The organism is uncultured Sulfitobacter sp., assembly GCF_947502895.1.
GTDB lineage: Bacteria > Pseudomonadota > Alphaproteobacteria > Rhodobacterales > Rhodobacteraceae > Sulfitobacter.
On sequence record NZ_CANNBM010000001.1, the window covers coordinates 675,159 to 698,585 of the forward strand.

Annotated in this window: 33 protein-coding genes; 3 read left to right on the forward strand and 30 right to left on the reverse strand. The window is 55.8% G+C overall.

Translation table 11 applies throughout. The features are described 5' to 3' along the window. Nucleotides 1–109 precede the first annotated feature (109 nt). From Q0903_RS03350 to rpmC, 27 genes are all read right to left on the reverse strand, one after another. Entirely contained in the window at nucleotides 110–1,126 is a 1,017-nt protein-coding gene (locus tag Q0903_RS03350; protein WP_299412845.1) for an amino acid ABC transporter substrate-binding protein, read from the reverse strand. A 197-nt stretch (nucleotides 1,127–1,323) separates the two neighbouring features. Further along, nucleotides 1,324–2,037 (reverse strand): ATP12 family protein, encoded by a 714-nt coding sequence (locus Q0903_RS03355; protein ID WP_299412848.1) that lies wholly within the window; start codon nucleotides 2,035–2,037, stop codon nucleotides 1,324–1,326. A 3-nt stretch (nucleotides 2,038–2,040) separates the two neighbouring features. Further along, complete coding sequence (locus tag Q0903_RS03360) at nucleotides 2,041–2,721, reverse strand: HAD-IA family hydrolase (protein ID WP_299412851.1); 681 nt, start codon at nucleotides 2,719–2,721, stop codon at nucleotides 2,041–2,043. After that, complete coding sequence (locus tag Q0903_RS03365; protein ID WP_299025129.1) at nucleotides 2,718–3,767, reverse strand: RluA family pseudouridine synthase; 1,050 nt, start codon at nucleotides 3,765–3,767, stop codon at nucleotides 2,718–2,720. The genes Q0903_RS03360 and Q0903_RS03365 overlap by 4 nt, the downstream gene beginning before the upstream one ends. Next, entirely contained in the window at nucleotides 3,764–4,144 is a 381-nt protein-coding gene (gene crcB, locus Q0903_RS03370; RefSeq protein ID WP_299412854.1) for a fluoride efflux transporter CrcB, read from the reverse strand. Before crcB ends, Q0903_RS03365 begins: the two co-directional genes overlap by 4 nt. 31 nt (nucleotides 4,145–4,175) lie before the next feature. Further along, entirely contained in the window at nucleotides 4,176–5,480 is a 1,305-nt protein-coding gene (locus Q0903_RS03375; protein WP_299412857.1) for a replication-associated recombination protein A, read from the reverse strand. A 3-nt stretch (nucleotides 5,481–5,483) separates the two neighbouring features. Continuing rightward, nucleotides 5,484–6,860 (reverse strand): trypsin-like peptidase domain-containing protein, encoded by a 1,377-nt coding sequence (locus tag Q0903_RS03380; protein WP_299414469.1) that lies wholly within the window; start codon nucleotides 6,858–6,860, stop codon nucleotides 5,484–5,486. Between the two features lie 135 nt (nucleotides 6,861–6,995). After that, nucleotides 6,996–7,412 carry a 50S ribosomal protein L17 gene (gene rplQ, locus Q0903_RS03385; protein ID WP_298858249.1) on the reverse strand — a complete coding sequence of 139 codons (417 nt, stop codon included), beginning with the start codon at nucleotides 7,410–7,412 and terminating at the stop codon, nucleotides 6,996–6,998. A gap of 155 nt (nucleotides 7,413–7,567) precedes the next feature. Further along, entirely contained in the window at nucleotides 7,568–8,584 is a 1,017-nt protein-coding gene (locus Q0903_RS03390; RefSeq protein WP_025059518.1) for a DNA-directed RNA polymerase subunit alpha, read from the reverse strand. A 118-nt stretch (nucleotides 8,585–8,702) separates the two neighbouring features. Next, nucleotides 8,703–9,092 (reverse strand): 30S ribosomal protein S11, encoded by a 390-nt coding sequence (gene rpsK, locus Q0903_RS03395; RefSeq protein WP_299025138.1) that lies wholly within the window; start codon nucleotides 9,090–9,092, stop codon nucleotides 8,703–8,705. A 15-nt stretch (nucleotides 9,093–9,107) separates the two neighbouring features. Further along, a complete protein-coding gene (gene rpsM / locus Q0903_RS03400) occupies nucleotides 9,108–9,476 on the reverse strand; it encodes a 30S ribosomal protein S13 (protein ID WP_299412860.1) in 369 nt (122 codons plus the stop codon). Nucleotides 9,477–9,755: 279 nt separating this feature from the next. Further along, complete coding sequence (locus Q0903_RS03405) at nucleotides 9,756–9,926, reverse strand: hypothetical protein (RefSeq protein WP_299412863.1); 171 nt, start codon at nucleotides 9,924–9,926, stop codon at nucleotides 9,756–9,758. Further along, nucleotides 9,919–10,569 carry an adenylate kinase gene (locus tag Q0903_RS03410; protein WP_299412866.1) on the reverse strand — a complete coding sequence of 217 codons (651 nt, stop codon included), beginning with the start codon at nucleotides 10,567–10,569 and terminating at the stop codon, nucleotides 9,919–9,921. Before Q0903_RS03410 ends, Q0903_RS03405 begins: the two co-directional genes overlap by 8 nt. After that, nucleotides 10,566–11,930 (reverse strand): preprotein translocase subunit SecY, encoded by a 1,365-nt coding sequence (gene secY / locus Q0903_RS03415; protein WP_299025146.1) that lies wholly within the window; start codon nucleotides 11,928–11,930, stop codon nucleotides 10,566–10,568. The genes Q0903_RS03410 and secY overlap by 4 nt, the downstream gene beginning before the upstream one ends. Nucleotides 11,931–12,047: 117 nt before the next feature. Next, the gene (gene rplO, locus Q0903_RS03420) at nucleotides 12,048–12,530 is read right to left on the reverse strand and encodes a 50S ribosomal protein L15 (RefSeq protein ID WP_299025148.1); all 483 of its coding nucleotides are present in this window, start codon (nucleotides 12,528–12,530) and stop codon (nucleotides 12,048–12,050) included. Between the two features lie 137 nt (nucleotides 12,531–12,667). Then, nucleotides 12,668–13,663: an acyltransferase gene (locus tag Q0903_RS03425; protein ID WP_299412870.1), complete on the reverse strand. Its 996-nt coding sequence runs from the start codon at nucleotides 13,661–13,663 to the stop codon at nucleotides 12,668–12,670. Between the two features lie 184 nt (nucleotides 13,664–13,847). After that, nucleotides 13,848–14,036, reverse strand: coding sequence for a 50S ribosomal protein L30 (gene rpmD, locus Q0903_RS03430; protein WP_299025152.1), 189 nt, complete (start codon nucleotides 14,034–14,036; stop codon nucleotides 13,848–13,850). A gap of 2 nt (nucleotides 14,037–14,038) precedes the next feature. Further along, nucleotides 14,039–14,620, reverse strand: coding sequence for a 30S ribosomal protein S5 (rpsE, locus tag Q0903_RS03435; RefSeq protein ID WP_299025154.1), 582 nt, complete (start codon nucleotides 14,618–14,620; stop codon nucleotides 14,039–14,041). A 140-nt stretch (nucleotides 14,621–14,760) separates the two neighbouring features. Next, nucleotides 14,761–15,120: a 50S ribosomal protein L18 gene (gene rplR, locus Q0903_RS03440; protein ID WP_299025156.1), complete on the reverse strand. Its 360-nt coding sequence runs from the start codon at nucleotides 15,118–15,120 to the stop codon at nucleotides 14,761–14,763. Between the two features lie 12 nt (nucleotides 15,121–15,132). Next, nucleotides 15,133–15,666, reverse strand: a complete 534-nt coding sequence (gene rplF, locus Q0903_RS03445; protein WP_299025158.1) for a 50S ribosomal protein L6 — start codon at nucleotides 15,664–15,666, stop codon at nucleotides 15,133–15,135. Between the two features lie 10 nt (nucleotides 15,667–15,676). Beyond that, complete coding sequence (rpsH, locus tag Q0903_RS03450) at nucleotides 15,677–16,069, reverse strand: 30S ribosomal protein S8 (RefSeq protein ID WP_259999300.1); 393 nt, start codon at nucleotides 16,067–16,069, stop codon at nucleotides 15,677–15,679. Nucleotides 16,070–16,081: 12 nt separating this feature from the next. Continuing rightward, complete coding sequence (gene rpsN, locus Q0903_RS03455) at nucleotides 16,082–16,387, reverse strand: 30S ribosomal protein S14 (protein WP_299025160.1); 306 nt, start codon at nucleotides 16,385–16,387, stop codon at nucleotides 16,082–16,084. 16 nt (nucleotides 16,388–16,403) lie between these two features. Further along, nucleotides 16,404–16,967, reverse strand: coding sequence for a 50S ribosomal protein L5 (gene rplE / locus Q0903_RS03460; protein ID WP_299025161.1), 564 nt, complete (start codon nucleotides 16,965–16,967; stop codon nucleotides 16,404–16,406). After that, nucleotides 16,967–17,272: a 50S ribosomal protein L24 gene (gene rplX, locus Q0903_RS03465; protein WP_299025162.1), complete on the reverse strand. Its 306-nt coding sequence runs from the start codon at nucleotides 17,270–17,272 to the stop codon at nucleotides 16,967–16,969. Before rplX ends, rplE begins: the two co-directional genes overlap by 1 nt. Nucleotides 17,273–17,274: 2 nt before the next feature. After that, nucleotides 17,275–17,643, reverse strand: a complete 369-nt coding sequence (gene rplN / locus Q0903_RS03470) for a 50S ribosomal protein L14 (RefSeq protein ID WP_025045929.1) — start codon at nucleotides 17,641–17,643, stop codon at nucleotides 17,275–17,277. A gap of 112 nt (nucleotides 17,644–17,755) precedes the next feature. Next, on the reverse strand, nucleotides 17,756–17,992 hold the full coding sequence (gene rpsQ, locus Q0903_RS03475; protein ID WP_025059476.1) for a 30S ribosomal protein S17: 237 nt from the start codon (nucleotides 17,990–17,992) through the stop codon (nucleotides 17,756–17,758). A gap of 15 nt (nucleotides 17,993–18,007) precedes the next feature. Beyond that, nucleotides 18,008–18,214, reverse strand: coding sequence for a 50S ribosomal protein L29 (rpmC, locus tag Q0903_RS03480; RefSeq protein WP_299025165.1), 207 nt, complete (start codon nucleotides 18,212–18,214; stop codon nucleotides 18,008–18,010). A gap of 398 nt (nucleotides 18,215–18,612) precedes the next feature. Between rpmC and Q0903_RS03485 the strand changes: the two genes are divergently transcribed. Next, on the forward strand, nucleotides 18,613–20,220 hold the full coding sequence (locus Q0903_RS03485; RefSeq protein WP_299412877.1) for a hypothetical protein: 1,608 nt from the start codon (nucleotides 18,613–18,615) through the stop codon (nucleotides 20,218–20,220). Nucleotides 20,221–20,269: 49 nt separating this feature from the next. Continuing rightward, entirely contained in the window at nucleotides 20,270–20,878 is a 609-nt protein-coding gene (locus tag Q0903_RS03490) for a 2OG-Fe(II) oxygenase family protein (protein ID WP_299412880.1), read from the forward strand. 4 nt (nucleotides 20,879–20,882) lie between these two features. Here Q0903_RS03490 and Q0903_RS03495 read toward each other — a convergent pair whose 3' ends face one another. Together Q0903_RS03495 and Q0903_RS03500 are read right to left on the reverse strand one after the other, a co-directional pair. Beyond that, a complete protein-coding gene (locus tag Q0903_RS03495; protein WP_299412882.1) occupies nucleotides 20,883–21,869 on the reverse strand; it encodes a TauD/TfdA family dioxygenase in 987 nt (328 codons plus the stop codon). Nucleotides 21,870–21,940: 71 nt separating this feature from the next. Next, nucleotides 21,941–22,153 (reverse strand): hypothetical protein, encoded by a 213-nt coding sequence (locus Q0903_RS03500; RefSeq protein WP_299412885.1) that lies wholly within the window; start codon nucleotides 22,151–22,153, stop codon nucleotides 21,941–21,943. A 143-nt stretch (nucleotides 22,154–22,296) separates the two neighbouring features. Between Q0903_RS03500 and Q0903_RS03505 the strand changes: the two genes are divergently transcribed. Further along, the gene (locus tag Q0903_RS03505) at nucleotides 22,297–22,878 is read left to right on the forward strand and encodes a thermonuclease family protein (RefSeq protein ID WP_299412888.1); all 582 of its coding nucleotides are present in this window, start codon (nucleotides 22,297–22,299) and stop codon (nucleotides 22,876–22,878) included. Nucleotides 22,879–23,004: 126 nt separating this feature from the next. Here Q0903_RS03505 and rplP read toward each other — a convergent pair whose 3' ends face one another. Beyond that, nucleotides 23,005–23,418, reverse strand: a complete 414-nt coding sequence (gene rplP, locus Q0903_RS03510; RefSeq protein ID WP_299025177.1) for a 50S ribosomal protein L16 — start codon at nucleotides 23,416–23,418, stop codon at nucleotides 23,005–23,007. Nucleotides 23,419–23,427 lie beyond the last annotated feature (9 nt).

Below are 23,427 nucleotides of genomic sequence, written 5' to 3' on the forward strand. Positions count from 1 at the left end.
TCAGTACCGGGTCATTTATTTGGTCGTAAGTAGTTTGGTCGTCTGTTCGTTTCGTCTGGTCGAATTGCACAAAGGGCGCGGGAATTCCCGCGCCCTCTGGCTCAGCTATTTAGCGGAATGGGGGAGAGTACAGCAGGCCGCCGTCTGTCCACTGTGCGTTCAAACCACGCGCCAGACCGATTGGTGTCTCTTCGCCGATGTTCTTTGCAAAGATCTCGCCATAGTTGCCCTGGGTCTCAATAGCGCGCTTGGCCCAATCTGCGTCCAGACCCAGCATTTCACCCAGTGTACCTTCGGTGCCGAGCAGACGCGCGACTTCGGGGTTCGTAGTGGATGTTGCCATCTCGCTTACGTTCGCGGAGGACACGCCCAGCTCTTCAGCTGTGATCAGTGCATTCAGAGTCCAGCGAACAACATCGCCCCACTCGCTGTCACCGTGACGGACCAGCGGGCCGAGTGGCTCTTTGGATACGATTTCGGGCAGCAGTGCGTGCTGGTCGGGGTTTTCGAATGTAGCGCGTGTTGCCGCCAGACCGGAAGCGTCTGTTGTGTAGACGTCACATGCACCGGCAAGGTACTGCTGCTGTGCTTCGGAGTTTGTCTCGATTGGCACTGGCTCATACGAGATGTTGTTGGCGCGGAAGAAGTCTGCCAGGTTCAGTTCGGTTGTTGTACCGGTCTGAATGCAGACAGTAGCACCATCAAGATCTTTGGCCGAGGACACGCCCAGCTCTTTGGGGACCATGAAGCCTTGGCCGTCATAGTAGTTTACGCCGACAAAATCGAACTTCAGATCGACGTCGCGGGAAAATGTCCATGTGGTGTTACGCGCCAGCATGTCGATCTCGCCAGAAGCCAGAGCAGTAAAGCGGGTTTTACCTGTTGTTGGAACGAATTCCACAGCAGTTGCATCGCCCAGAACAGCAGCAGCTACCGCACGGCAGACTGCAACGTCAAAACCCTGCCATTCGCCGTTTGCGTCAGGGGCAGCAAAGCCCACCAGACCTGTTGTCACACCGCAGTTCAACGAGCCGCGTGCTTTGACATCGTCAAGAGTACCGGCTGCCGCTGCACCAGCAGACAAGCCTGCAATTGTGAGCGCGCCGAGAATAATAGATTTTTTCATTTTTACCTCTTCCTGATTTTCCGCCGCTTTTTTGGGCGGATAGTACCGGCACTTTGCACGCCGGTGGTGATACTGCACGGGTCGACCCCGCATAGTGGCGATTACTTTGGGCGGATTCCCGCATGAAGGTCAAGTACTCTGCACGGATAATAGCTGTGCCTGCTTCCATTGACCTTTCGTCAACGCTGTTTTTTCAGCTATCGCGTCTGGGCGAGGTCAAACATCCACTTCGCATGCAAAAACGCTGTGCGCTTGATCTCGGCAAGGGCGGTGGCGTCTTCATCTTCGCCCCATTGCTCTTCTTGCCAGTTTTCGTCCAGACGCGACAAATCCCATAGCTGTGCAGCGGGTCGTGCGTCCAGCGTGGCAGCAAACCCCAGAATAAGCGAGCCGGACAAGCTGACCAGATCATGAAAGGCTGCAAGCTCGAACGCATCCAGCGCATGGGTATTGCCTGTCAGCACCTCTAGTGCGGCAGGGTCCTGGGGCGCGTGAATCACGCCTGTGCGTGGCAACAGGCGCACACCCAGCGCGGTATCGGCCCAGTCCAGCATAGGATCCCAATGCTCGGCCTGTCGCATCACCAGTTCCTCTGGAGCATCGGCACGGTAGCATAACAGATCACTGTCCCCGTATGCGGCCAGCATATCTGCCACTTCGGCATGCTGCACAGTCACTTTGTCGATTGCCGCATTCGCCGTTTTTGTTACGGGCATGCTGTGCGGATTTATTACACCCTCCTGCGCATCCCATTCATCTGCAATCGCAGCGGCCATGGCATGTGTCGGGACGTGCAGAGGCTGTTTTGCGGGCGTCTTGACGGGACGGCCATCCAGTACAACCGTGAAACCAGTGGGAGCATCGACAACACTTGTCTCTTTCCAGAACCGTTTTGCTTTCCAGTCGCTCATGTCTCAGCCTTTCCAGATCGTTTGTAGCAGCGGCGGCAACGCATCAAACGCGTCGATCATGTAGTGGGCCGCATCCAGACGGACACGGCCGTGATAGCCCCAACTGACGCCGATCCCTGTGACGCCCGCCGCTTGCGCCATATCCATATCAAAACTTGTATCGCCCACCATCACCGCATCCGCCTGCGCTACGCCTGTATCGCTGAGCGCCTGCATCAACATTGAAGGGTGCGGTTTGGACGGGTGGAAATCAGCAACTTGCTGGGTCACAAACATACCCTCCAGCCCGTGCCCCTCGATTAACTTGTCCAGCCCGCGCCGCGATTTGCCTGTGGCGACGCCCAGCAGGGTGTCAGGTTGGGCATGCAGCGCATCCAGTACCGCCCGCGCACCGGGATAGAAGGGAGAGGAGACACCGCTGCTTTTATCAGCACGCAGCGTCATATACGCGTCTTTGTAGCCCTGAACCAGCCGCGCAAGCGTCGCGGCATCAGACTGCGGCGCCAACTGCGGCATCAGAACATCGAGTGAAAGGCCGACAACACCCAAAGTCGCGCTGCGGGTCGGCACAGGCAAGCCTTCGCCCTCAAACGCGAGGCGCATAGCGCCTAGAATGTCAGCCTGACTGTCCACAAGCGTGCCGTCGACGTCAAAGATCACCAATCGCAACGGTGTCGCGCTCATCCCCAGTCGTCTCCGAACGGATCATCAGGTGCAAATTTTGTATACCAAGCGAATGTATCCCACGTGCGCTGCATGTGTTCGGGAAGGGGTGCCACCAAATTGAGCGTGGCCTTGGTCACAGGGTGCTGAATGGAAAGGCTACGCGCGTGAAGATGCAGTTTTTTGGAGATATCCCCCCCAAGCTGCGCGCCCCAACCATCGCCCATATTATCCTGACCGGAACCACCATATTTACCATCACCAACGATGGGGTGTCCGATTTCGGCCATATGCACGCGCAACTGGTGGGTGCGGCCTGTTACAGGGCTCAGCGCCATCCATGATGCGCGTGTCCCAACCTGCTCCAACACCGAGTAATCGGTGGTCGCACGTTTGGCCCCTTCGGTATCGTCGACATCGCGGGGATGAACGGCATACATCTTCTCGCCCTCACCGCGCGGGCCGTGACCGCCTGCCTTGACCAGACCGAATTTGATGGTGCCGTTGCGCGGATGCGGCGCACCAGCAACAGCAGCCCAATAAATCTTGCGCGTCTCACGGTGACGGAAATTGGCAGTCAGCGCCTTGGCGGCCTCACGCGTACGCGCCAGCAACAACACGCCAGATGTGTCTTTGTCCAACCGGTGAACAAGCCGCGGCTTTTCCTCCAGATCAAACATCAACGCCTCGGACAGCGCATCAACATGCCGCTCGCCCTGCCCTGACCCGCCTTGAACGGGCAATCCGGGTGGCTTGTTCAGTGCGATCACATGATCGTCGCGGTAAATCACGCACGCGCGGATCATCTTGGCCTCTGCATCTGTCACGGTAGTGCGTTTGGGCGGCGGTGGTGCCTCGCCTGTAGGCAGCGGCGGGATGCGAATTTGCTGGCCTGCCTCGACACGAGTCGAGCCCTTTACACGGCCTCCATCCACGCGGATTTCACCCTTACGGCACATTTTCTCGATACGCCCTTGGGGGACATGCGGGAACACCCGCTTGAACCAGCGGTCCAGTCGTTGATCCCCGTCACCCTCTGCGACGGTCAGTGTTTGTACGCGGCTCATGCGAATAATCCTCTCGCGATCCATAGCCCTAACATCAATCCCCCAATACTCAGCCCGACAGACAGCGCAACATAGGCACCCGCCGCAGTGATCTGCCCCCGCTCCATAAGTGTTACAGCCTCAAGCGAGAAAGCCGAAAACGTGGTAAAGCCACCCAGAACGCCTGTCATCACAAAGGGGCTGAGATGCGTAAGCCCCTTGTGTGCGGCTGCAACCACGAACACCCCCATCAGGAAGGAACCGATGACGTTGATCGAAAGAATGGCCAATGGAAACTCGGCCACGCCCGCAATCCGCATCACAAAGACCCCGACCAAAAAACGGCACGCGGCACCAATGGCACCGCCCAAGGCAACAAGGAAGACAGTTGAAATCATGCTGCTCCCATCGCGCGCGCAGACAGCAGAGTCAACTCTCTCGCTGCGCCCGCAGCTTTGCGAAATACTCCAAGCGTTTCTTCAAATCCCGCTCAAAGCCACGCTCGACTGGCTGGTAAAGGGCGGGCCGCTCCATCCCGTCAGGAAAATAGTTCTGACCCGAAAACCCGTCCTCGGCATCATGATCATAGGCATAGTCCGCGCCATAACCCATATCTTTCATCATGGAAGTTGCCCCGTTAAGGATATGTTTGGGCGGCGGCTCTGATCCCGTCGCCTTGGCAGCATTGCGCGCACCTTTGTAGGCCACATAGTTGGCGTTGCTTTTGGGCGCGAGCGCCAGATAGATCACGGCCTGCGACAGCGCCAGCTCCCCCTCGGGGGAGCCGAGCCGCTCGTACGTGTCCCAGCACTGTAGACAGACCGCCTGCGCCTGCGGATCGGCCAGCCCGATATCCTCTACCGCCATACGTACGATCCGCCGGGCCAGATAGCGGGGGTCCTCACCGCCTTCCAGCATCCTCGCAAACCAATACAACGCCGCGTCTGGATCACTGCCGCGAACAGATTTATGCAAAGCCGAGATTAGGTTGTAATGCTCATCCCCACCCTTGTCATATTGCGCAGCACGCTTGCTCAGGCGCTTGCCAAGGGCAGCAGTGTCCAAGGGCGCGTCTGCTTTCCATGCGGCGATCTGCTCGATCAGGTTCAGCAGCGCACGCCCGTCACCGTCAGCCATATCCAGCAGTGCCTGACGCGCTTGGGGAACCAGCGGCAGTTTAACGCCCAGTTCTTCTTCTGCACGGGCGACGAGTTTCTCAAGGTCGCCTGTGTCCAATCGCTCCAGCACCATGACCTGCGCACGGCTCAGCACTGCGCGGTTCAATTCGAAACTGGGGTTCTCGGTGGTGGCCCCGACCAAAAGGATTGTGCCATCCTCCATGTGAGGCAGGAATCCATCTTGCTGCGCCTTGTTAAAACGGTGGATTTCATCGACGAACAACAGCGTGCCCTGACCATTTTGCCGTCTGATCTTTGCCCCATCAAACACACGGCGCAACTCTGGTACACCGCTAAAAATGGCACTGATCTGGACAAAATGCAGATCGGATTCATTAGCGAGCAATCGCGCGATGGTCGTTTTGCCCACACCGGGCGGCCCCCAAAATATCAACGACCCTAGCGTCCCCGCCTCAAGCATCACGCTCAGCGGTGCATCAGGGCCCAGCACTTGGGACTGGCCAATCACCTCGGCCAGCGTTTTGGGGCGCAAGCGGTCAGCCAGCGGGCGATTGCCGCTCTGTATGATCGGAGCTGCCCCAAAGAGATCCGCCATGGCCTACCCCCTGAACCGGATTGAAATGCGCTGCGCGCCGCGCTGCACCACCAAATCAATGCGCCTCACAGCACCCGACAACAGCTTTGCCGCCTCGTCAGGGTGGGACATGGCCACGCCATTGAGCGCTACAATCACATCGCCGTCCCGCAAGCCTGTGCGGCTTGCATAAGGGCCTGCCCGCATCACAGCCACGCCAGAAGCCTCCAGCGGCAGGTTTAGTTCAGCCAGCACAGCGGGGTTTATCCTCGCAAGCGTCAGTTCCGGCAACAGGCTGCGCGCGCCCAGTGTGATCTGGTCGCGCGGCGGATCTTCGGGTGCGGCAATCAGAGCTACCTGCGTGCGCTGCTCCTCCCCCGCGCGGCTGAACACGACATCCACTTTCGCTTCAAGCCCTGCAACGCTCATGCGGTAGATCATCTCGGACGGGGTGTTTACCGTCTGCCCCCCAACCGTCAGGATGACATCGCCCACATCCAGACCAGCCTGCAAAAACGGGCTGACAGGATGCAGCCCCGAAACGATAATCCCGCCCGAACGGTCAAAACCGAGCGTCGCTGCCATTTCGGTATCCAATGGCTGACCGCTAATCCCCGCCCAAGGCTGTTCAAACCCGCTGAGGCCTGCCTCGGCTTGTGCCATGAACGCGGCAACCAGATCGGCAGGAATGGCAAAGCCGATCCCGTTAGAGCCGCCAGAGCGTGTCAGAATCGATGTATTCACGCCAATCAACCGCCCAGCCATGTCTACAAGCGCGCCACCTGAATTGCCTGGGTTGATTGGCGCGTCGGTCTGGATGAAATAGCCACGTCCGCGCCCACCAGATCCGCCAGAGCGCGCAAGCCCCGAAACAATACCACTGCTCACAGTCTGCCCCACACCGAACGGGTTGCCAATCGCAAGTGCCAGCTCACCAACCTCCACGCTGTCACTGGCGCGCAGGTCCAGAAATGGTAGCGCATCAGGTGTGTCGATCTTCAGAATCGCCAGATCGCTCTCCTCATCCCCAAGCAAAACGCGGGCCGAGAATTCGCGTCGATCGTTCAGCACCACGCGGATGTCGGTCGCCATGCCAACAACGTGGTAGTTGCTCACTACAATCCCATCAGCAGACAAAATTACACCAGACCCCAGAGAGTTTTGCACACGCGGCTTGGGGTCAGCGAACGGATCTCGAAACAACCGCTCAAAAAACGGATCAGCCTGAAGCGGCGTCCGCTGCACTTCGCGCACAACCTGCGCATAGATGTTCACCACGGCGGGCGCGGCCTGTTTAACCACAGGAACGAAACTCAGCTGCATTTGAGCGGCGGATTGCGGGACCTGCTGTGCCACTAGTGGCGTGGCGATCAGCGCGAATATCAAGGCAATGTACTTCATGACCCAAGATATGCGCACGCGCCGCGTATCATGCAACCGCTCTGTCTTTCACGGCCAAAAATACTCTAGTGCTCCGCAAACAACAAAAGGCCCCACCAAATGGCAGGGCCTGTCGCCTCATCAAGATGAGAAATTTTATTCTGCGGCGTCTTCTGCTGCTACGCGGGCTTTGTCTGCGGCGCCTTTGGCATCACGGTCGCGGTCTACGAATTCGATGATCGCCATGGGCGCCATGTCACCATAGCGGAAACCCGCTTTCAGCACGCGCACGTAACCACCCTGGCGGTCTTTGTAGCGGGGGCCGAGGATGTCGAACAATTTTGTGACATACTGGTCTTCTTTGAGGCGCGCACGGGCCTGACGGCGCGCGTGCAGGTCGCCGCGCTTGGCAAGCGTGATCATCTTTTCGATGATCGGGCGCAATTCTTTTGCTTTCGGCAATGTTGTCTTGATCTGCTCATGCTCGATCAGCGAGCCGGCCATGTTGGCCCAAAGCGCCTTGCGGTGCTCATGTGTGCGATTAAGACGGCGGTATCCACGTGCGTGACGCATTTTAGTTCTCCAATAGATATGCCCTCTACGGGCGGTTTTACTTTGTCTGGCTGGCGTGCGTAGCGCCAACTCTCCTTGGGGCGGTTTTGCCCGGGTCGTGGGTAAGGTGCGCAATGAATGCGCACCCTACGTAGGGTGTGCCCTATGGGCGCACCTTAAAAGTTGTCTTCGAACTTCTTGGCCAGATCTTCGATGTTGTCCGGCGGCCAGTCCTCAACGTCCATGCCAAGGTGCAGACCCATGCCTGACAACACTTCCTTGATCTCGTTCAAGGACTTGCGGCCAAAGTTCGGGGTGCGCAGCATTTCAGCTTCGGTCTTCTGGATCAGATCGCCAATATACACGATATTGTCGTTCTTCAGGCAGTTGGCGGAGCGTACAGACAGTTCCAGCTCGTCCACTTTCTTGAGCAGAAGCGGGTTGAACTCAAGGCCATCATCATCGTCCTGACGGGACGCAGACTCAGGCTCGTCGAAGTTGACGAAGATGCCCAGCTGATCCTGCAAAATGCGTGCGGCAAATGCCACGGCATCGTCAGGCGTCAGGGAGCCGTCGGTCTCAACCTTCATTGTCAGCTTGTCATAGTCCAGCACTTGGCCCTCGCGGGTCGGCTGCACATCATAGCTGACTTTTTTCACAGGCGAGTAGATCGCGTCGATCGGAATAAGACCGATTGGCGCGTCTTCAGGCTTGTTCTTGTCAGCAGAGACGTAGCCTTTGCCAGTGTTGACCATCAGCTCCATATAGATGTCTGCACCATCGTCGAGGTGGCAGATCACATGGTCGCGGTTCAGGATTTCGATGCCAGCAGATTCGCTGATATCGCCAGCCGTCACAACGCCGGGGCCTTTCGCTGAGATCGACAGGCGCTTTGGCCCTTCGACTTCCATGCGGATGGAAACGCCCTTGAGGTTCAGGATAATGTCGGTCACGTCTTCACGAACGCCAGCAACGCTGGAAAATTCATGCAAAACATTGTCAATTTGTACAGATGTGATGGCTGCGCCCTGAAGCGAGCTCATCAATACACGACGCAGCGCGTTGCCCATTGTGAGGCCAAAGCCGCGCTCGAGCGGTTCTGCAATCACCGTGGCCTGACGCGCAGGATCGTTGCCGGGTTTTACGTCAAGCTGTGTTGGCTTGATGAGTTCGGCCCAATTTTTGTGGATCATTAGTCCCTCCATTCTTGTTCGCATCCGTATGTCCGTCCGGAGCAAACTCCCGAGGTTTCAGAAATAGCTTCAAGGGTCCGCGCAAAAGTGCGCGAACCCTCTGTAGAACAGTCGTCGCTTAGACGCGGCGGCGCTTTGGTGGGCGGCAGCCGTTGTGGGCCATTGGTGTCACGTCACGGATGGATGTGATGTTGAAACCAGCAGCGGCCAGAGCGCGCAATGCACTCTCGCGACCGGAACCTGCGCCTTGCACTTCAACCTCGAGCGTTTTCACGCCGTGGTCCTGTGCTTTTTTGCCTGCATCTTCAGCAGCCATCTGGGCGGCATAGGGCGTTGATTTACGCGACCCTTTGAAGCCCATCGTGCCAGCAGAGGACCACGAAATCGCGTTGCCCTGCACATCGGAGATGAGGATTTTTGTGTTGTTGAAAGAAGAGTTCACATGCGCCACACCTGCGGCGATGTTCTTGGAGACCTTCTTCTTGGTGCGTTTTGTATCGCGTGCCATGATCTATGCCCTCCCTTATTTCTTCTTGCCAGCAATGGCCTTTGCGGGGCCTTTGCGGGTGCGTGCATTGGTGTGTGTACGCTGGCCGCGCACAGGAAGATTACGACGGTGGCGCAGGCCACGGTAGCAACCCAGATCCATCAGACGTTTGATGTTCATCTGCGTGTCGCGACGCAAATCACCTTCGACGGAGTAGTTTTCGTCGATGTGCTCGCGGATTTTTACGACTTCGGTATCCGACAGCTCGTTGACGCGGCGCGTCATGTCGATGCCAACAGCTTCGCAGATTTTCTCTGCGGAGGAGTTTCCGATACCAGTGATATATGTGAGGGCGATTGGAACCCGCTTTGCAGTCGGGATGTTTACGCCGGCAATACGTGCCACGTGTGCAATTCCTTTTCGTTGCGGGTCCGTAATGCCGGACCCTTTTTTCACAACGTAAGCCCGAGGCATTTTACCTACGGGCCTAAGTCATATCGAGGTGTTCTAAGCGGGGGGCGACCCCGCGATTCCCGTGTGGGATAGCGGCTTTTAGGAGGGTTAGCAGGGGCGGTCAACCCCATGTAGCAAAGCCTGTGAAACCACTCACCCAATCGCATCGGGATGTCGTGTTTGAACACCGTCAAATGTCGACTTTGTTGAGCATCCCGAATGTGCCGCTTTCTATTCAAATGCCGCCGCCGCACCATCGGCATAGTCTTTGTGGGCAAACACCCTGCCGTGACATTCAGCGCAGCGCAAAAGCGGTTTTGGATCGAATTGCAGCGCCTGCTCTATCGAGACTTCGCCCCAGACCCCCGCAAAGAAGGCCCCAGCGATGACGCCTTTAGGCATCCAGCACGGCAGCAATGCTTTTTTGAACTTCTTCCATCGTACCCAGACCGTCAACAGAACCCAGCATCTCCTTGGCGTAATAATAGCCGATCAATGGGGAGGTCTGTTTGTAATACGCCATCAAACGGGTTTTGAGGCTTTCCTCGTTGTCATCTGCGCGACGCTTGAACTCTTTTTTCTCACCGCAGGAAGTACAAACACCATCGGCGGGGATAGGCTTGGTGTTGTCGTTATAGACCTCACCGCAGCCAGCGCAGGTGGAACGTGCGGTAATACGATCAACGAGGGCCTCGTCATCCACCCGCATTTCGATAACAGAATCGAGGGTTTGCCCTTCGGCCTGCATCAAAGCACCCAACGCATCCGCCTGAGCCAAGGTGCGCGGGAAGCCGTCAAAGATATATCCCCCGTGCTCCGACTTGTCGGTGAGCTTTTCACGAATAAGACCAATAACGATTTCGTCTGTTACCAACGCACCGCGGGCCATGACATCGGCGACGATATTGCCCATCTCAGTTCCACTGTCTTTTGCCTCGCGCAGCATGTCGCCCGTGCTGAGCTGAACCATATTACGTGTCTCGACGAGATGACGTGCTTGTGTGCCTTTGCCCGCACCGGGGGGCCCCAGAAGAATAATGTTCATTTGCGTGCAGGGCTCCGTTTCTTGCGACCTTTGCCAGATTTACCGCGCAACTGCGATTTCTCCAACAGGCCTTCATATTGATGCGCCAGCAGGTGGCTTTGCACCTGTTGGATTGTGTCCATGGTCACGGATACCACAATCAGTACGGATGTACCGCCAAAATAGAATGGAATCGCGAATTGACCGCGTAGGATCTCGGGAAGTATGCAGACTGCCGCCAAATACCCTGAACCAAGGACAAGCACGCGGTTGACCACATACTCAAGATACTCCGCTGTCTTTTTTCCTGGGCGGATACCGGGGATAAAGCCGTTCTGGTTTTTGAGGTTATCTGCGACATCGTCAGGTTTGAAAGCAACGTTGAACGTATAGAAATACGCAAAGAAAACGATCATCAGGATGAAGAACAACAAATAGAGCGGCTGACCAGGGCCAAAGTTTGCCAACAGCCACGACATAACAGGGTTCGTCGAGTTGCCCGAAAAGGTGCTAATTGTGACCGGCAAGAGTAGCAGCGAGCTTGCGAAGATCGCAGGGATAACGCCCGACGGATTGACCTTGACGGGCAAGTGGCTGGAGCCACCGTCATAAACCTTCATGCCGACCTGACGGCGCGGGTACTGGATATGGATCTTGCGCAAGGCACGCTCCATAAACACGACGAACATAATGGTAGCGATCACCATAACCAGAACGCCAACGATCACGGCAGGGCTGATCGCACCCGAACGGCCCGAGGCAAAGAACTGCGCAATGGCGGCAGGGACTTCGGCAATGATGCCGACAAAAATAATGAGCGAGATGCCATTGCCGATACCGCGTGCGGTGATCTGCTCACCCAGCCACATCAGGAACATGGTGCCGCCCACAAGTGTGATCATACAAGAGACAATGAAGAATGCGCCAGGATCGGCGGCAATTTCACCTGCCTGCAGTGATACAGCCAGACCGTATGATTGCACCGTGGCCAATGCCACAGTACCCCAGCGGGTATATTGGTTGATCTTCTTGCGCCCCTGCTCACCCTCTTTTTTGAGCTGTTCAAGCGCTGGCACCATCGAGGTCAAAAGCTGCACGATGATCGAGGCCGAGATATAGGGCATGATCCCCAGTGCAAAGATACCCATGCGGCCCAAGGCACCACCGGTAAACATCGACACCATACCGCCGATGCCCTGCCCCGCGCTCTCCATAAACTCGCGCAATGCGGCGCCGTCGATACCGGGCACGGGGATAAACGTCCCCAAACGGTAAACGATTAGCAGACCCAGCGTGAAAAGGATGCGGTGGCGCAGGTCGGTCGCCTTGCCAAAGGCGGACCAGCTTGAGTTTGCGGCCATATTCTCGACGGCAGATACCATGTGAGGGCTCTCTTTTTTAGAACAAAAACGCCGCCCGAACCGTTTTCCGGCGGGCGGCGTTTGGAAAACTTACAGCACTATGTAAGCGGCTTGCACGCCGCTCACAAGACCGAAGGCTTACTCGGACGCTTCTACGGCCGCCGCTGCTTTTACAGTCAGGCTCCCGCCTGCCTTTTCAACAGCTTCAATGGCGGACTTGGACGCGCCTGTCACATCAAGGTTCAGCTTTGCAGTCACGTCGCCTTTTGCAAGGATGCGGATGCCATCGCGCTTGCGACGTACCACACCGGAAGCGACCAGCGCGTCTTCGGTGATGACCGATTTGATGTCGAGCTTGCCCGCGTCGACGAATTTCTGGATCAGGCCCAGATTGATCGCGGAGTAGGATTTACGGTTCGGCTTGTTAAAGCCACGCTTTGGCAGACGTTGGTAGAGGGGCATCTGGCCACCTTCATACCCTTTGATCGCCACACCCGAACGGGATTTTTGACCTTTGATACCACGGCCACCCATTTTACCGGTGCCGGAGCCTGGACCACGGCCAACGCGCTTGCGTGGTTTCGTGGCGCCTGGATTGTCGGAAAGTTCGTGCAGTTTCATGTCGCTTCTCCTTTTGCCGGAAATACCCCCCAGCGACGGGAGCGGGTAGACGCGGCGTTACGATTCTGGTGGGCGGGGCTCCGTCCACTGCGCGCGTATAGGCGAAGGTGAGGTATGAGGCAAGAGGGTCTGCCCCCTCAGAAGCCCAACAGTTTCGTAAGGCGAAGCCTGCGGGCGACCGCCAGAACCAAGAGCGGCGCAATCAAGCCAATCAAAGTGGTGGCGAGCAAGATAAATGACAGACTGTCGATCTCAATTTTGAGCATTGCGATGCGCAGTGTAGCCGAGAATATCGTATGGGTCAGATAGATCACCATCGATGTTTTACCCAAATAGAGAAGACCCTGCAAAACACGGGTCTCACCCCCGTTGTCCACATGCGGCCATGCCATCCATCCAAAAATCAATAGTAAGGCAGAACCGATCATGGGATTGCCCAGCGGCTGGCCCGCCATAAACAGGCCTATGTACCCCAGAAACAAGCAAGCCCCGAGGACGGCAGTAAACTTGCCCCCCCGTTTAAGGTTGTCGCTGCCACCGATTGCGATCCCGATCAGGAAATAGGGCATGTGGGCCACCATTGGCCCCCAGATCAGGGAGGGAACAGAGATATTGGGCAACATATATGCCAAAACCAGCCCAATGGTCCCTGCCCCAATGCGCCAATATCTTTGCGGTATCCAGCGAGGCAGAGGTGCATAAAGCAGGATCAAAAAGTAATGACACAGGAACAGCGCCCAGAGAAACCACAAATGCTCATACGGGGGGAGCGGCACAAGGGGGAAGTCGGTGAGTGTGACGGGCGTGTTTACCGCAGTACCGCCCAAAAGTTTGAACCCGAAGAACACCCACGTCCACAACGCCATAGGCCACAACAGACGCGTGACGCGGCCTTTGAGTAAGGCCGTTGTCTTGTATTTCCCGAGAGTTTCGAGGAACAGCAATCCAGACAGAAAAAAGAACAGGGGCATGTGAAAAGCGTAAATGCCCGCGTCAATTGCCGCAAAAACCGCGTTGTTCGGAATGAGACCTGCCCCAAAAGCACCCCGCCATGCATGCCCAAACACCACGAGGATAATACCGATCCCTCTGGCGCTGTCGATCGCATCAAGACGGGTTGTCGGGTGTGTCATCTGGAGAGGCTCATGGTCTATTATTGGCTGGTAGGTAACGCTTAACCGCTTTGAAACCACAGGATTAGGGGAATTCCGTGGCGAAATCAGTCAGATTGTAGGGTTTTAGCCAAAATACGCAAAACGCCCCGCAGATAACTACGGGGCGTTTCGATGTACTTTGAAGAGTGGTTGGTCGTTCGACCTAGCCTTTTTCTTCGATGATCTCGACCATGTGGCTGATCTTGTTAATCATCCCGCGCACGGAAGGAGTGTCTTCCAGCTCGCGTACACGGTGCATTTTGTTCAGGCCCAGACCTACCAGCGTAGCACGCTGTTTTGCGGGGCGGCGGATAGGGGAGCCTACCTGCTTGATTACGATTGTCTTGGCCATGCTTATGCCTCCTCAGCCACTTGAGCGGAAGAATCGGATGCATCTTCACGCTTGGGCAGAATGTCGGCCACTTTCTTACCGCGACGCTGTGCGACAGAACGGGGCGACTGTTCTTTTTTCAATCCGTCCATGGTGGCGCGGATCATGTTGTAGGGGTTCTGCGAACCGATAGATTTGGACACAACGTCTTTGACGCCGAGCATCTCGAACACGGCACGCATTGGACCACCGGCGATGATGCCTGTACCCTCTGGCGCGGTGCGCATGATGACTTTGCCTGCGCCGTGACGGCCGGACATATCGTGGTGCAGCGTACGACCTTCGCGCAGTTGCACGCGGATCATCTGGCGCTTGGCCTGCTCGGTGGCTTTGCGGATGGCCTCAGGGACCTCTTTCGCTTTACCTTTGCCAAAGCCTACGCGGCCTTTCTGGTCACCTACAACAACGAGCGCTGCAAAACCAAAACGCTTACCACCTTTTACGGTTTTGGAAACGCGGTTGATGGCGACCAAGCGGTCAGCGAATTCGGGCGCTTCTTCGCGCTGGTTACGGCGATTACCGCCGCGGTTGTCGTCTCTGGCCATGTCGGCCTCCTTAGCTTGCGGGCGCGTGCCCTGTTGTCACAACCCTTGGTGAGCGGAGCTCCCGGGTCATCGAAGATGCACAGTGAAGCGCACCCTACAGTGTGGTAGGTAGGGTGCGCATTCACTGCGCACCCCAGTTCTTAGATCTTCAAACCGCCTTCACGGGCTGCGTCGGCCAAAGCCTTAACTTTACCGTGGAAGAGGAAACCACCGCGGTCAAAATAGGCCGCTTCAACGCCGGCCTTCTTTGCGCGCTCGGCAATTGCCGCGCCCACTTTGGAGGCCACTTCGACGTTGTTTTTGCCTACTGAGTCAAAACCTTTTTCAAGCGACGAGGCGGATGCGACTGTTACGCCGTTCACATCGTCGATCAGCTGAACGCTGATGTTCTTGTTGGAGCGGTGCACGGAGAGGCGCATGCGCCCACGGTTCGTGCGACGAAGTTTGTTCCGAACGCGCAAGCGGCGTTTGATGAACAGTTGTCTTTTGCTGTTTGCCATCTGTTGCGTTCCTTACTTCTTCTTGCCTTCTTTGCGGAAGACGAATTCACCCTTATAGCGGATGCCTTTGCCCTTATAGGGCTCGGGCTTGCGCCATGCGCGGATGTTCGCAGCGACTTGACCAACAAGTTGTTCGTCAATGCCTTCCACAACGATTTCGGTCTGCTTTGGCGCCGTAACGGTCACACCTTCTGGCGGTATGAAGTTCACGTCGTGAGACAGGCCGAGGTTCAGTTTCAATACGTTGCCGGTCATGGCAGCGCGATAACCAACACCCTGAATTTCAAGCTCTTTCTTGAAACCATCGGTCACGCCAGTCACAAGGTTACCCACCATGGTGCGGGACATGCCCCACTGCTGGCGCGCGCGCTTGGACTTGCCGCGTGGCGTCACGGTGACTGCGTTTTCTTCGACAGTCATCGTCACATCATCGGTTGCTTTAAAGCTGCGGGTCCCCTTGGGGCCCTTCACTTCGATGGTCTGGCCACTGACCGAAGCGGTTACACCGCTGGGCAGATCGACCGGTTTCTTACCAATACGAGACATCTAGTTCTCCTTAGAATACGGTGCAGAGCACTTCGCCGCCAACGTTGGCTGCGCGTGCGCTTGCGTCCGACATCACACCCTGCGGGGTGGAGACAATCGACACACCCAAGCCCTGACGGACGGATGGGAGGTCTTGTGCGCCCATATAAACGCGGCGACCGGGCTTGGAGATGCGCTTGAGTTCACGAATGACGGGCTCGCCTTCGTAGTACTTCAGGCTGATCTCGATGGCGGGGTGGCCATCGGCGCCCGTCATCTTCTCATAACCACGGATGTAGCCTTCGTCGGCCAGCACATCCAGTACCCATGCACGCAGCTTGGAAGCTGGGGTCATGACTGTGGATTTGCCGCGAAGTTGGCTGTTGCGGATGCGTGTCAGCATATCTGCGATAGGATCGTTCATCTGATGCGCTCCTTACCAGCTCGACTTGACCATGCCCGGGATCTGGCCAGCGGAGCCGAGATCACGAAGCGCGATACGCGAGATTTTCAGTTTACGATAATAGGCATGCGGACGACCGGTCAGCTGGCAACGGTTGTGCAAACGCACAGCCGAAGAGTTGCGCGGCAGCTTTGCCAAGTCGAGGGTCGCGCGAAAACGCTCTTCCATCGGCTTTGTCTCATCGTTGATGATTGCCTTCAGCGCAGCACGCTTTTCGGCATATTTCTTGACCAATGCTTCACGCTTCTTTTCGCGTGCGATCATGGATTTCTTAGCCATATCTTTTCCTTCCCGCTTACGAATTGAACGGCATGTTGAACAGCTTCAACATGGCTTTCGCTTCGGCATCGGTTTTCGCCGTGGTGGCGATGATGATGTCCATACCCCAAGTCTCGTCGACTTTGTCGAAGTCGATTTCGGGGAACACGATGTGCTCTTTCATACCCATGGCATAGTTGCCGCGGCCATCAAAAGAAGTGCCTTTCACGCCGCGAAAGTCGCGGACGCGGGGCAGTGCAATCGTGATCAGACGATCAAGGAATTCATACATGCGGTCACCACGAAGGGTCACTTTCGCACCCAGCGGCATTTCCTCACGAACGCGGAAACCAGCGATGGATTTCTTGGCGATTGTGGTGAGTGCCTTCTGGCCTGCGATCGCTGTCAGGTCTTCCTGAGCGGATTTGGCTTTCTTGCTGTCACGTACAGCTTCTGCGCCACAACCGATGTTCAGGACGATCTTGTCCAGACGCGGGATCTGCATGTCGTTGGTATAGCCGAACTCTTCTTTCAGGGCTGCACGGATGCGGTCCTTGTAGTCGGCCTTGAGGCGGGGTGTGTATTTTGCATCGTCAAGCATTAGATCACGTCCCCTGTTGTCTTGGCAAAGCGCACTTTCTTGTCGCCGTCCATTTTAAAACCAACGCGTGTTGCCTTACCGTTGGCATCTTTGAGCGCGAGGTTGCTCAGGTCGATCGGCATCGCTTTTGGGATACGACCGCCTTGCGATTCCTGCGACTGGCGTGTGGCGCGGATTGCCATATTGATGCCATCCACGATGCACTTGCCCGACTTTGGATCAACGGAAGAGATTGTACCCTCTTTACCCTTGTCCTTGCCGGCCAGTACGACGACCTTGTCGCCTTTTCTCAGCTTAGCAGCCATGGTTACAGCACCTCCGGAGCGAGTGAGATGATTTTCATGAAGTTCTTGCCGCGCAACTCACGAACAACCGGCCCGAAGATACGGGTGCCGACGGGCTCGTTGTTGTTGTTCAGGATGACAGCAGCGTTGCGGTCAAAGCGGATGGCTGTGCCATCGTCACGACGTACTTCTTTTGCGGTGCGAACGACGACGGCCTTACGGACGTCACCCTTCTTTACACGGCCGCGTGGAATGGCTTCCTTGACCGAGACGACAATGATGTCGCCTACGGATGCGTATTTACGCTTGGAACCACCCAGGACCTTGATGCACTGAACGCGGCGTGCGCCACTGTTGTCAGCAACATCCAGGTTGGTCTGCATCTGGATCATTTGGTTTCTCCCGACCTGTAGGGGGCGATGCGTGCCTGATCCCTAGGGTTTCGATTATATTGCTATCCGGAATGGATAACGCACCGGACCGTGAGGGCCGATGCGTAAAGGATCATGCTTCCGCAGTGATCACTTCCCAACGTTTGGTTTTGGAACGTGGTGCACATTCAATGATGCGAACCTGCTGGCCCACTTTGAACGTGTTGTTTTCATCGTGCGCCCGATATTTTTTGGACTTACGAATGGTCTTTTTCAGAACCGGGTGCGTAAAGCGGCGCTCTACGGATACGGTGACTGTCTGTTCGTTGGCGTCCGAGGTTACGGTGCCTGTCAGGATACGCTTTGGCATAGGTCTAGGCTCCTCTTACGCGTCTGTTGCGGCAGATGCCGCTTTTTGGGTCAACACTGTTTTCACACGGGCCACGTCGCGTTTGACGGCGCGCAGGCGTGCAGGGTTTTCCAGCTGGCCGGTGGCTTGCTGGAAACGCAGGTTGAACGCTTCTTTTTTCAGGTTCACAAGCTCGTCACGGAGCTGGTCCGGCGTCTTGTCGTGCAGTTCTTTGGCGATCATGCCATTTCCTTTCAACATCACCAGTAGGCCCCAAGAGGGTGACCATGATTCTGATGGAGTTCATGATGAAGGTGCCGTTTAGGCCCAAAGCCCTTGCAGCGCAACCCCAAAGGCGTAGGAATACGAGGGTTCTACCTTATGCGGCACGCGCGGGCCGTACCGTCTGCTGTGATGCTTGGTCTCCGCGCGGCTGTGGAGACCAATGGAATACAACTTCGGAGAGGATTTGAGAACAATCATGGTGATGTTAGCGCTCTGATTCCATATGATCGACAATCCGCATTGATGACCCGTCATTTCAGCACAATTTGGAATTTTATCAGTGAGTTATCAAATGAACGGTTGACCACTCAACAGGGGGGGCAACCTTAGGGTGTAATTTCGGCAGGAGATCATTAATGGAACTGGGAATTTTGGCACTTTTGATGGGTGTCGGGCTTTTGACCGCATTTTCGAGTGGAAGCGATGATGTGGAGGCAGAGGAGAAGCGTCCTGAGCCGCCTGACGTTGAGGCTCCACCCCTCATCAATGTTGGCACTGATGGAAACGATACCGTTAGGGTGCAGGACGAAAACCCGACCATCAACGCAACCCTCGGAGATGGCGATGATCGCGGGTATGCTTTTGTCACCTCAGGGACATTTCTCAGTGGCGGTCAGGGAGATGATATTCTGAGCGGATCCACCCGTAGCACCTTGTTCGGGAATGCAGGAAATGACGAACTGGGCATCAGTAGCTTCTTTGGAGCCGATGTGGGCCAGACCGAATTTGACAGCGCGGCCTATGGGGGCGACGGCAATGATAAGTTGTTTTCAGACCGCGGTCACGTCGAAGAAGGGACCGTCAGCCTTTTTGGTGAGGCGGGTCAGGATTTTCTTCATGTCCGAAACGAAGCGGGCGCGATTGAGCGGGGCGGCATAACCAAAATCCTGAGCGGTGGAGACGGCGATGATACGTTTCGTGTGGAGTTGATCTTTCCCCGCTTTGACCCTGACGCGCCCGAGTTTGAGCCACATACAAGTGAGGATACCAATGTCTTCATCACTGACTTCACCCCCGGCACCGAAAGATTAACCATTACGGCCAGTGGCTCGCCCACCAACCCGATACTTGAAACCGCTGCGCTGTCGCGGGACGAGGACGGGCTGACCACCTTAAACATGACATTTGCGCCAGTCGGCGACGCGCCTGCGGCCAGCACCAGTATTGCATTGGGATACGCCGATGGCATCACGCTGGATGACATTAATCTACCCGGCGAGGTTGAGCGTGGTGAAGAGCTGTCATATCTCGGTTATCAAGATATCTTTGGTGCCGGCGGAAATGATACGCTGATTGCGACCGATGATGATATTCCCGACTCTCTCAGGGTCGAACTCGGAGGTGGGGATGACTTCGCCTATGTCCGAAGCAACGGCGCACGGATTAGCGGCGATGAAGGTGATGACGTCTTCCGAACCTCAGATGTTGCAGAAACGATTTATGGTGGCCCGGGGGATGACTACTTCTCGGAAGCAGCCAACCGCAACACTGGGCCGGACGCACTTTTTGGAGGCGAAGGCAACGATACCATTGCAGTCATTGGGTCCAGAGATATCGAATACCGCGCATCTGACGATCAGACCTACCGTATTCTGGAGCCGAATGTGGTGAATGGCGGATTGGGGGATGATGTGATCGTTTCAAGCCATAATAACATTCTAACAGGCGGCGAAGGGCGCGATACTTTCGGGATCGTGAACAATAACTTTAATAACTATACTGCGCCTCTAATTACAGATTTTGACCGCACACAAGACGCCTTGTTTATTGACTATCGTGACGAACAGGATTTGCCAAATCTCCCCGATGACTTGGTCATTTCCGCTTGGGAGGACGGCACCGGTGCCGATGTCTTCTTTGGTGAAACCTTGATGGTCCGCGTGGGCGGCGGGCAAAATTTGGTTCCCACCGATATACGAATACCGGATGATAGCGTCTATACGGATTTGCTTGAGCGGACCTAAGCGCATTTGCAATATGGTATGACCTAACGGGCCGACGTATAGTCCCGAAATGACCCATATCAAATCCCTCTTTGTGACCCGCCTGTACCAAGCACCGCTTGGCAATGTTAACCCCGCCGAATTGGAGGCGTCATGCTATTCCATCGCCGAGGATGACGAGGCGGGGCAGGAATGGTGTGAGGAGAACGGCTATCCGGGGTATACCTCCTATGCCTCGCTGACCGATCTCGGCTGGCGGTTTCCGATCTTTGCCGATGTGATCAAGGCGATTGATGCGCATGTGGCAGCCTTTGCCGAGGATCTGGAGCTTAATCTGGACGGGCGCGAATTGAAGCTGGAGGATATCTGGATCAACATCCTGCCCGAAGGTGGCACCCATTCGGGTCATATCCATCCGCATTCAGTCATCAGTGGCACGACCTATGTGGCGATGCCAGAAGGGGCCAGTGCGATCAAATTCGAAGACCCGCGTTTGCCGATGATGATGGCCGCCCCAGCCCGCCGCAAAGACGCGCGTGAAGAGCTGCGCACCTTTGCCTATGTGGCCCCCGCTGTTGGTGATGTGCTGCTGTGGGAGAGCTTCATTCGCCACGAGGTGCCCATGAACATGTCCGAAGAGGACCGCATCTCGGTATCGTTCAATTATAGCTGGGGCTGACCTGTCAGGCGAAAACCGATGCAGGCACGGGAAATCCGTTACGGCCCGGAAATTCAGACCCGGGTTTGCGCGCATTGGGCATTTTGAGCCACAAGCGTAGCATTTTGCGGCGCTTTTCCTCTTCGGCATGATCCTCGAAATCTGTGCGCGAGTGCAGTACGGCATAGTTATTGGCCAGTTGCAGGTCACCTGGCTTTAGCATCATGTCCATCCGCAATTTGGGATCATGCATAATAGCGTCAAAGGTATCCAGCGCTTCGATCTCTACCGCCGACAGCGGCAGGCCCATCACTTCATGCCCCAGCTCAATATACTGGCGCAGGTAGCGACAGCTTAGCTTGCCCTCGTTGTACGAGAACAGCGAGGAGAGCTTTGGCGTCCCTTCACCCAGATGCGCATAGTAGTACTGCTTGTAAAACAGGCCCAGAAGCGCGCGGTGGTTTTCAAGAATTTCGTTATATATCGACGCCACGCTGACCAGACTGCTCAGCCCGCCGCGCTTCGCAGGGCGCTGGCACATGAGGCCGACCACATCGGACGGGTCGGTGTGATAGGGCAGATAAAGATTGGTCTCGAAGACACGGGTTTCCTTTTTGGTCGGGTCGCCAACGGCCATCACATTGCCCAACAAATCGCCCTTGGGGTTCTGGCCCACCGGCTCTCCCAGATGCAGGCCGATGCCATAGGTCAGGATATTGATCTGCTCTTGGCTATACCGCTCAACCGGAAGACCGCGCAAAAGAAGAAACCCCCGCCCCTCCTCTAATTCCTTGGTGAAATCAGCAAAGCGCGCCTGAAACCCGTTCAAAGGGAAATCATCTTTGGAGAACTTCGGGAACCGAAGCCCCATTTCACAAACGCCTGCCAGCGCGGCATCAATCTCGGCAATATCTTCGGGCGAAACGTGATGTATCCAACTGTCATCACCCTGAAAGTCAGAGGCGACCCATGCGGCGGGTCCGGTGAGTTTTTCAGTGAGAATAGCGCTCATGGTAAATCCTGTTAATTGAATATCAACATGTTGCTGCAGGATCGGGCCGAACGCAAGACAGGTGAAGACAGTCAGCCGCGCTTTGACTTCGCCTGCGCCCGCGCCGCTTCTTGCTCCTTGACCAAGGCCTTCTCCTCCTTGGTCATCTTGTTGCCCCACTGGTTGTTGGACAGCCCCAGATCGGCAGGCATCGGCTTGGTCTTGCCCTTCTTTATGGAGCCACCCTTGTTGAGGAACTCTTTGATAAGGTCTTCGTCGGTGGTGGGTTTGGGAACGTGTTTCATGGAGTGGTCCTCGGATTCACAGCGTTAAATCAGCACGCAGATGAGCCTAAGAGGAAATCTCCCCAATGGAAATACATGCCCGCCTTTTCTCGTTGTGACTATTTAGGTAATCTCACAAAGCTTTGATTGTTATGGTGTGATCTTTGGAATTATTGTTGTTTATTGGAATTTTCATTGCTGCTGTACTTATACTCTATGGATTTGCAGATGGGGGCAGTGACAGCGCAACAAATTTTAATGCCGTTTCTAAAGAACGCAGAAGGGTCGCCAGCCAACCCAAAGCTGCGACAGCTCAAGCCACGCAGCCTAAAGCGCACCAACCAAAAGCCACTCATGCCCCCCCACCCCCGATTCCATCATCGAGGGAATTGCGCGGGAGAGCTTACGTTATTGATGGAGACACAATTATTGTAAGTAAGACTAAGGTCCGCCTCGCAGGAATTGATGCGCCGGAGCTGGATCGCCCTTGGGGGCAAAAGTCAAAGTGGGAATTGATAAGAATCTGCAAGGGACATTCAGTTCGAGTGGAACTGACAGGTGAGACCTCTTACGACAGACTCATCGGCACCTGCTATTTGCCGGACGGCACAGATATTGGTGCTGAAATCATTAAAGCAGGCCTGGCTCTCGATGGAGGTTACTACTCGAAGGGCAAATACAAGCATTTTGAGCCTGAAGGTGTTCGCCGAAAATTAAAACCATTTGGCAATCAAATTAGACAATAAGTTCTGGAAAATTTAAAAAGCCCCCGCCGTGTATCACAGCGGGGGCTTCCTAATCTCTATATCTTGGTCAGCGAAGGTGCGCAGCAAGTGCGCACCCTACGTAGGGTGCGCATTTATGCGCACCGCTTACCAATCCTCGCGGACCACGACCCGTGTCTTGATCGGCAGCTTCATTGCGGCGAGGCGCAGGGCTTCGCGTGCGATGTCGTCGTTGACGCCGTCGATTTCGAACATCACACGGCCGGGTTTGACCTTGGCTGCCCAGAAATCCACGGAACCTTTACCTTTACCCATCCGTACTTCAACGGGCTTGGAGGTGACAGGTACGTCTGGAAAAATACGGATCCAGACACGGCCTTGACGCTTCATGTGACGCGTCATGGCACGACGTGCAGCTTCGATCTGGCGCGCTGTTACACGCTCAGGCTCGATTGCTTTGAGACCGTAGGTGCCGAAGTTCAGGTCAGACCCGCCCTTCGCAAGACCCTTGATAGAGCCTTTGAACTGCTTACGGAATTTCGTACGTTTTGGCTGTAGCATCTATCTACT